This is a genomic window from Turicibacter sp., assembly GCF_017941855.1.
Classification (GTDB): domain Bacteria; phylum Bacillota_I; class Bacilli_A; order MOL361; family Turicibacteraceae; genus Turicibacter; species Turicibacter sanguinis.
Genome location: NZ_JAGAVR010000021.1, coordinates 1 through 8556 on the forward strand (window position 1 = coordinate 1; position 8556 = coordinate 8556).

At 36.3% G+C, this 8556-nt stretch carries 9 protein-coding genes and 1 riboswitch; all 9 genes read left to right on the forward strand.

The window, feature by feature from the left end:
- Positions 1-285: 285 nt before the first annotated feature.
- A complete protein-coding gene (locus J6D32_RS03620; protein WP_039930850.1) occupies positions 286-1248 on the forward strand; it encodes a hypothetical protein in 963 nt (320 codons plus the stop codon).
- Positions 1246-1356: riboswitch (TPP riboswitch) on the forward strand. It overlaps the preceding gene by 3 nt.
- 67 nt (positions 1357-1423) lie before the next feature.
- On the forward strand, positions 1424-2236 hold the full coding sequence (gene thiM / locus J6D32_RS03625) for a hydroxyethylthiazole kinase (RefSeq protein WP_262949312.1): 813 nt from the start codon (positions 1424-1426) through the stop codon (positions 2234-2236).
- Positions 2223-2852, forward strand: a complete 630-nt coding sequence (gene thiE / locus J6D32_RS03630) for a thiamine phosphate synthase (RefSeq protein ID WP_006785854.1) — start codon at positions 2223-2225, stop codon at positions 2850-2852. The genes thiM and thiE overlap by 14 nt, the downstream gene beginning before the upstream one ends.
- Positions 2849-3622 carry a bifunctional hydroxymethylpyrimidine kinase/phosphomethylpyrimidine kinase gene (gene thiD, locus J6D32_RS03635; protein ID WP_287467293.1) on the forward strand — a complete coding sequence of 258 codons (774 nt, stop codon included), beginning with the start codon at positions 2849-2851 and terminating at the stop codon, positions 3620-3622. Before thiE ends, thiD begins: the two co-directional genes overlap by 4 nt.
- 597 nt (positions 3623-4219) lie before the next feature.
- Positions 4220-5212: a helix-turn-helix domain-containing protein gene (locus tag J6D32_RS03640; protein WP_287467295.1), complete on the forward strand. Its 993-nt coding sequence runs from the start codon at positions 4220-4222 to the stop codon at positions 5210-5212.
- A gap of 152 nt (positions 5213-5364) precedes the next feature.
- On the forward strand, positions 5365-5865 hold the full coding sequence (locus J6D32_RS03645; protein ID WP_006785857.1) for a YbhB/YbcL family Raf kinase inhibitor-like protein: 501 nt from the start codon (positions 5365-5367) through the stop codon (positions 5863-5865).
- 22 nt (positions 5866-5887) lie between these two features.
- Entirely contained in the window at positions 5888-6826 is a 939-nt protein-coding gene (locus tag J6D32_RS03650) for an AEC family transporter (RefSeq protein WP_287467296.1), read from the forward strand.
- Positions 6827-6908: 82 nt separating this feature from the next.
- Complete coding sequence (locus J6D32_RS03655) at positions 6909-7370, forward strand: hypothetical protein (RefSeq protein ID WP_006785859.1); 462 nt, start codon at positions 6909-6911, stop codon at positions 7368-7370.
- 87 nt (positions 7371-7457) lie between these two features.
- Positions 7458-8556: GH25 family lysozyme (locus J6D32_RS03660; protein ID WP_287467297.1), on the forward strand; the 1099-nt coding region annotated here is incomplete at its 3' end.

The window sequence follows — 8556 nt, forward strand, 5'->3', positions numbered from 1 at the left end:
CTCGAAGCTGGATTAAATAAAAAGCTGAGAGTGACGGGTAATCTTGCGTAAAAGTCGTAGCTAATGCTCAAAACTCGGTTTATGAGTTTAGTAGCATTAGGAGACTTTATAGAAAGATTGTCGCTCGAAGCTGGATTAGATAAAAGGTTGAGGTGTGCGGTTAGCTCGGCGTAATCCTAAAGGATAACTAGTCTCATCAACATTAAAATAAAACCATGTCGCTCGACATGGTTTTTGTTTTGAATAATTTTTGTTCGTTATATAATGTGAGAAAAGAGGTGGATTATGGTTCTAAATATAAGTAGCTCAACGATTTTAGTTATGTTTGTAGCATTTTTGATGCCAGTGCTTTTGGCATATAAATCATATTTTTATGGCCGCGGAAGCTATGCATTTTTAAATAAATCGAATATTGAATGTATTCAAGGCGTCTGTCTGATTTTAATTTTGTTTCACCAAGTGATTGAACGAGTGAGCCATCCTGATTTAATACTTCAGTTTCTTCAAACCCTAGGAACTGGCGCTTTAGCTGTTTATTTGTTTTTGGTGGGGGTAGAATTTAGGAATTTTTCAATTCAAGCAAATCGATTGATTAAAAAGAGAATATTTCAAAGGGCAATACGCTTGTTTTTGATGTTTGTATCAGGTAACGTTTTAATGGGATTGGTTCAGGTTTATCTTGGTGAGGAAGTTTCGTTGTTTGAAATCTTACAGCATACGATAATGGGACAGTTTTTAGATGGAAGTCAGGCGTCTTTGATTGTGACGTTGTTTGTGTTTTATTTATTAATGGGATTCACACAAAATATAAAAATTTTGAGTCTATTTGGTTTGTTAGCTGGGTGGCCAGGGATCTTTGTTATGGTTGGGATGTGGGTTGCACGTTATCAAAAAGTTGTATTTATGATATTAAGAAAGCATTTATTAAATCTGAGTTTAATTTGTGGGATTTTATTGCTGCTTTCTATTAGTTGGAACTTTTTATTACCGATTGCTAGTGTACTAGGCATTATGGTCGTGTTGATGAAGGTTCAATTCAAATCAAAGGTATTTAAGTTAGTGAAGCAACTTTCAGTTCCTTTATATGTGTTGCAACTCCCTCTTTTATATCTTGTATTTTATTCGTCGGAGCCAAAGGATAGTATGTTCGTTTTAGTCACCATTGGACTGAATCTGATGCTCATTTTGATTTTTAGGGTTATGTTGTTGACGGAGTTTAAGTCGTATGATAAAGTTAAGTATAATTAAATATGGAAAGGGAGCTGGCCCAAGCCGGCTGAGAGGATGCGAAATGGAGCGTCGACCTATAACCTGATTTGGATAATGCCAACGTAGGGAATGTACTGGAATTTTAACGTATATCGTTTTGATGTAAGGGATGGGCCTATGGTCCATCCCTTTTTTGATGATGGGGGGAATTTTAATGTTAAAAAAAATCGTAAAGAATGTTCAAAATCAAACACCACTTGTACACAATATTACGAATTATGTGACCGTTAATGACTGTGCCAATATTATTTTAGCTTGTGGTGGATCTCCAATCATGGCAGATGAAATGACTGAAGTTGAAGAGATTACGACGATCTGTCAAAGTCTTGTCATTAATATTGGAACTTTAAATTCGCGTACAATTGAAGCAATGATTACGGCTGGTAAAAAAGCAAATCAATTAAATCATCCAGTTATTTTAGATCCAGTTGGGGCTGGAGCATCGACACTTCGGACTGAAACAGTCGAACGATTGATTAAAGAGGTGAAGTTCTCAGTTATTCGTGGGAATATTTCTGAGATTAAGACGTTAGCGGCTGGAACAGGTCAGACACTTGGGGTAGATGCTAGTGCAGCCGATTTAGTCACTGATAAAAACATAGATTCAGTAATCGAAATGGCGAGAACATTAAGTGAAAAAACAGGTGCTGTGATTGCCATCAGTGGTGTTATTGATTTAGTAGTAGATACAAACCAAGTTTTTATGATTCGAAATGGGCATCCGTTAATGTCTAAAATTACAGGGGCAGGCTGTATGTTAACTGCGGTGATTGGAGCATATTGTGGAGCTAATCCAAATCAGGTAATAGAGGCAACAGTTACTGCAATTTGTGCAATGGGATTATGTGGAGAAATCGCAGCAACCAAATGTGAAGGAACTTCAAGTTTTAAAATGCATTTAATTGATGCAATGAGCACATTAAATGAAACCATTCTTGAAGGAGGAATGAAGATTGAAACTAAATAAGCAAGATTTAAGTCTATATTTAGTGACTGACCGACATTGGACTAAAGATCAATCATTAGTTGAACAAGTTGAAGCAGGCCTTAAAGGTGGTGTGACCATGGTTCAATTAAGAGAAAAGAATTTAAGCGATGAAGAGTTTTTATTAAAAGCTTTAGAGTTAAAGGAATTGACTACAACGTATAAAGTTCCTTTTATGATTAACGATAACGTTTGGGTGGCGATTCAGTCTGATGCAGATGGAATCCATATTGGCCAAGATGATTTACCTGCGGATGAAGTTAGAAAGTTAGTAGGTGAAGAAAAAATACTTGGAGTATCAGTTCAAACTGTTGAACAAGCTCAAATTGCCAAAAGACAAGGTGCGGATTACTTAGGTGTTGGTGCTGTATTTTCTACTGACACCAAAAAGGATGCGAAACATGTTCCCCTACAGGTATTAAAAGAAATTTGCGAGGCTGTGAATCTTCCAGTCGTTGCGATTGGGGGAATTGATGAAGATAATGTGGACGAGTTAACTGGTAGCGGAATTTGTGGAGTCGCAGTCGTATCAGCTATTTTAGCGTCAGATGATATAATGCAAGCTGCAAAAAATTTAAAAAGGGATTGGGTATTATGAAAAAAGTGTTAAGTATTGCGGGATCAGATTGTAGTGGAGGTGCCGGAATTCAGGCGGATTTAAAGACGTTTTGCGCACACGGTGTTTATGGAATGAGTGCGATTACGGCATTAACAGCGCAAAATACATTAGGAGTTACAATGGTTGAAGAAGTGAGCCCTGAGATGGTACGTGCTCAATTGGATGCTATTTTTACGGATATTGTACCGGATAGTGTGAAGATTGGAATGGTCTCATCGTCGGTTATTATTGAAGCAATTGTCGAAAAGTTAATGGAGTATCAAGCTGTTTCTATTGTTCTTGATCCTGCGATGGTTTCTACGAGTGGAAGTCGCTTATTAAATGAAGAAGCAATGAGCGTCTTAATTAAAAAATTGATGCCACTGGCTACAATGATTACGCCAAATTTACAAGAAGCTGAGTGTTTATGTGGATTTAACATTCAGTCAAAAGAAGAAATGGTTTTAGCCGCTAAAAAGATTGCATCCTTTTATAAAGGACATATCTTAATTAAAGGTGGTCATTTGGATGATTGTGCAGATGATTTATTGTACGTTGATGGAGAAGTGACATGGTTTTTAGGAGAGCAGATTGAAAATCCTAATACACATGGAACGGGATGTACACTTTCTTCTGCGATTACGAGTAATTTAGCATTAGGCTATGATGTTCAAACGAGTGTAAAAAATGCGAAGTTGTATATTACTAAAGCGTTAAAGGCTAATCTTGATTTAGGGCATGGTCGTGGACCTTTAAATCATCTTGTTTAAAAAATAACGTCATTTTATTAAGTTAATCTATAATTTTGACATATTCCGTTTAATTTATCCGTATAATGAAATGATGAGGGGTTGATTCGGATGGATAGTGGATTATCACGAAGGCTTTTGATTGGTTTAATTAGTGCATATAGTTTATTTTATTTGATTCTAAATATAGGGTCTCATTTCTTTTAAAAAGGCAAATCACATCGATTTGTCTTTTGTTTTTATCTACAATAAAAACAGTCAAAAAGACACATTAAATCAAAACTCATAACTAACTAACATATTTTATCTAACTATGACAATTTCCCTTTTTCATCCACTGTTTTTCAACATCACACCAACAAAATATCTCAAAATATTTCCTAGGAAAAGGGGTGCAGCCCCCATGCTAAGAAGAACAATCGAAGATTGTTATATTAGCTATCTTCGTTTGATGGGGTGGACTTAGTGTGACTATCCACTTTTAAAATCTGCCACTTTATTAAATCAACAAAAGGGAGAGGCAACAGATTATTGCGTGACTGCAGCGCATAAAAAGTAGCATACTGATGTAGAATTTAGTAAGATATCATCAGATAGAGACAAAGAGGAGATGGAGAAATGGAGCATCATCAGTTAGGAACTCAGATTGCAACATTAAGAAAACGTAGGGGAATGTCTCAAGAAGAGTTGGCAAACCAACTAGGTGTGACGAGGCAGGCCATTTCAAATTGGGAGCGAGGTATGACGCAACCTGATCTTGAGATGTTGATGAAGTTAGCGGCTATCTTTGAAACAGATTTAGATGGATTAATGGGCATAAAGTCAGATATTAAAGAAGAACCCGTTGAGTTAAATTTAAAGCCTATGAAGTGGATGTACTTAACACAGCTGTTTTCTTTGATTGGTTATTTCGTTTTTGTTGTGCTTAGTCCAAGGTATGAAGTTTCTGGTATTCTCATCATCTTGTTAACTTTTTTAATGATGGCAACTAGCATTTATTTTGTGTTTACACATGGCATTAAAACAGGTGATTATACCTTAGTGGCCGGATACGATAAACGAGTTCATTATCATGATTCAAGTCTTAAAAAAATGGCGTATATCACTGAGTTTTATTGTCTCTTTACGACGCTTAGTTACAGTTTGATTTATATCATCCTAAGTTTGATGCAGTTAGAGATTTCTTGGCTTTTTATGTTGTTAATCGTTGTCTTTATGATTCAATTTATCGGTGGAATTTTATTGATTAATGTTAAATATCGTCAAGAGATATTCGTAGAGCCATCTGAACAAGAAGAAGCACGAGTTGGGATGTGGATTGTCCTTGTATTTGTCAGTTCGATTATGATTATGGTGATTGCAACAATCGTGACTCAATTAGCTTTCAATATTAGTAACAATACAGTAGAAGCAGGTCAATTAGTTTTGTTTATTTTACCGTATATCTTTTTAAATATGGTAGGCTTATTTTTAGAACAAAATCGTGTGAAAAAGGCAGTCAAAGAACAGCGTGCATATCGCCCGGATCGGATGACATATTTAATTATTTTAGCCTGTCTTATTTTGTTAGTGGGCATGATTTATACGGGGTATCAAACAACTTTAAGATAAAAAAGGACGAGCGTTATGTTCGTCCTTTAGTTTAATCGCATAAAAAGTGGGTGTTCAGATAAAAATAGAGAGAATCCTAATACAATGATTGGGAATCTCCCTATTTTTTTGATGTGGAAAACGTTATAATGTATTTAAAAGGAGATGATTAAATGAAAGTGACAAGTACAGGTATTATTGATGGAATCATTGCCGATGAGTATGGAGCAAAAGGGACTCAATTTAATGAGAATGAGATGCCTTTATATTCGTTACCGTTAAAAATTGAAGATGCACCACAAGGTACGAAGTCTTTTGCCATTGTGATGGAAGATAAAGACGCAGTTCCAGTTTGTGGTTTTTCATGGATTCATTGGTTAGTCGCTAACTTAACGCGTGATGAATTATTAGCAGGTGAATCTCAAACAGCTACTGATTTTATTCAAGGTGTCAATAGTTGGATTAGCATTCAAGGAGATAATCAAAGTATTGAAGCCTCTAGTTATTATGGAGGAATGGCTCCACCCAATGCCCCTCATCTTTATGAGACACATGTTTATGCATTAGATACATTACTTGATTTGAAACCAGGATTTTATATGAACGAGCTTTATCGTGCGATGGACGGTCATATTTTAGATTGCTTCACATTAAAAGGAGAGTACTCAAACTAAAGGGAGTTTGTAGGGGAGACGTATGGAGAATTTAATTTTATCATTAAACGTAGTGCTACCACTGTTTTTAATGATTGTACTAGGATATGGATTAAAGGTTTTAAAGATTTGGGACACACATACGATTAATGGAATGAATACAGTGGTTTTCAAAGTATTTTTACCAGTGTTGTTATTTATTAACGTGTATCAAACAGACATCGCAGGAGTTTTTAATTTAAAACTCATGTTATTGGCGATTTTCAGTGTGATACTTATTTTCTTAATCACTTGGGGCATTATTTGTTTAATTGAGAAGGAAAATCCTAAGCGTGGTGTTTTGATTCAGGCTATTTTTCGAAGTAATTTTGTGATTTTTGGAATTCCAATTGCGACTTCTTTATGTGGGGCTGAATCGACAGGAGCAGCTGCTTTATTAGTTGCAGTTATTGTGCCGTTATTTAATGTTTTAGCGGTCATCACCCTCGAAACATTTCGTGGAAGTCGCATCCATGTGAGGAAAATTCTAAGAGGAATTGTCACGAATCCATTAATTATCGGGTCGCTACTCGGTCTGTTATTTTTGGCTATAGGCATTAAGTTACCATCGGCTATTGAGAAAACAATTAGCGATTTATCAAAGGTGACAACGCCATTGGCACTCGTTATTTTAGGAGCATCATTTACGTTTTCGAGCGTTCGAGGCAATTTAAGAAACTTGTGTATTGGATTACTTGGAAAATTGGTGTTAGCACCTGTTATCTTTTTACCCCTGGCGATTATGTTTGATCTTAAAGGGACGAGTTTAGCAATCTTACTTGCGATTTTTGGATCTCCTCCGGCAGTTTCATCGTTTAGTATGGCGAAGCAAATGGATGGCGATGCAGATTTGGCAGGACAACTTGTTGTGTTTGGCTCGATGTTTTCGGTCATCACGATGTTTATTTGGATTTTTATTTTGAAAGAGGGACAGTTTATTTAAGAGCTTTTGTCGATTCGTTCATATTTGATTACTTATCGTTCATAGGTTAGTAATACCTTGAATGAAGTAGGAGGAATGAAATATGAATATTAGAATGGCAACGCTTGAAGATGTAGAAACTTTACATAATCTGCATTTTGCCTTAAATCGTCATCGTCACAGTTTACAACCAACGAATTATCAAGGAAAAAGTATGGATGAGGAATGGATTGAGGAAAATATTAAAACTCGTTATCGAGATTATATTTTATTAGAGGTTGATAACGAGATTAAGGGAATGGCTTTAGTTGAAATTAAGGAGACGTATTCGGTTCCCGGAAGCGTGAAGTATAAGTATTTGGATTTGATGTCCTTTTATATTGTGCCTGAGCTTGATTTAAATTATTATGGTCATGAGTTGTTTACGGCAGTGCGCGCTTGGGGAAAAAAATATTTCTTATCATATATTCAATTACATGAGTTAATAAATGATGTGAAGATGGTTAATTTCTTGGCAAGAGAACAGTTAGCGGTCACTCAACAAACATTTAAATGCGTTATTTAAGATAGCGGTTCTGCGTAAGCAGGACCGTTTTTTTGTTGTTGTCATAAGTTATAGTATCTATTTAATCATTGAAAGGAGTGTTTTAAGTTGAAAAAGTGGATGGTATCTATTGTGGTGATGGTGAGTGTTATCTTAGGCTTTGATATAAAGGCATTAGCTTTGTCTCCGTCTAGTGATTTGAAATATAATGGAATTGATGTGAGTGAGTGGCAAGGTGATATTGATTTTGAGGCAGTTAAGGAATCTGGGGTTGAGGTGGTGTATATTCGAAGTAGTGAGGGTTTTGATTATGTGGATCAGCAGTTTGAGGCAAATGCCAAGAAGGCGAATGAAGCAGGGTTAAAAGTTGGTTTTTATCATTATGTGACAGCGATGAGTGTGGAGGAAGCAAAGAATCAGGCGTCTTTTTTTGTGTCACTTGTTGAAGATTATTCATATGATTGCCGGTTAGCGATGGATTTTGAGTCGTTTGGATTGTTGAATAATGAGGAGATTAATGAGGTTGGATTAGCGTTTATTCAAGAGGTTGAAGCTTTGAGTGGGAAAGAGGTCGTCGTATATAGTGATAGTTATAATGCGATTAACATTTGGAATGATGAGATAGCCAGCTATCCACTATGGGTAGCAGATTACGGGGGATCTGAGCCACAGGATAATGGAAAATGGTCCAACTGGGTTGGTTTTCAATATAGTGATGCAGGAGAAGTTAATGGGATTGAAACGAATTCAGTTGATTTAGATTATTTTACGGATGGTATTTTCTTATCTTCAGTTGAGGTTTCAAAACCTGAGATTCCGTCTCAACCACAGACGACGGTTGATTATGTGGTGAAAGCAGGGGATACGTTGTGGGGGATTGCGAATAAATACGGTACGACGGTTTCTGAATTGGTAAAGTTGAATGATATTAGTAATCCTAATGTGATTTATGTCGGAGAAGTATTACAAATGCCAGGTGAATCGAGTGGAGTTGAAACGACTGAATATACAGTGAAAGCAGGGGATACGTTATGGGCGATTGCGAATAAATACGGTACGACGGTTTCTGAATTGGTAAAGTTGAATGATATTAGTAATCCTAATGTGATTTATGTCGGGGAAGTATTGCAAATGCCAGGTGAATCGAGTGGAGTTGAAGCGACTGAATATACAGTGAAAGCAGGGGATACGTTGTGGGGGATTGCGA

Excerpts from the sequence above, each read along its gene's own strand:
- J6D32_RS03620 (WP_039930850.1), top strand. The coding sequence starts at position 286 with ATGGTTCTAAATATAAGTAGCTCAACGATTTTAGTTATGTTTGTAGCA.
- thiM (WP_262949312.1), top strand. The coding sequence starts at position 1,424 with ATGTTAAAAAAAATCGTAAAGAATGTTCAAAATCAAACACCACTTGTA.
- thiD (WP_287467293.1), top strand. The coding sequence starts at position 2,849 with ATGAAAAAAGTGTTAAGTATTGCGGGATCAGATTGTAGTGGAGGTGCC.
- J6D32_RS03640 (WP_287467295.1), top strand. The coding sequence starts at position 4,220 with ATGGAGCATCATCAGTTAGGAACTCAGATTGCAACATTAAGAAAACGT.
- J6D32_RS03645 (WP_006785857.1), top strand. The coding sequence starts at position 5,365 with ATGAAAGTGACAAGTACAGGTATTATTGATGGAATCATTGCCGATGAG.
- J6D32_RS03650 (WP_287467296.1), top strand. The coding sequence starts at position 5,888 with ATGGAGAATTTAATTTTATCATTAAACGTAGTGCTACCACTGTTTTTA.
- J6D32_RS03655 (WP_006785859.1), top strand. The coding sequence starts at position 6,909 with ATGAATATTAGAATGGCAACGCTTGAAGATGTAGAAACTTTACATAAT.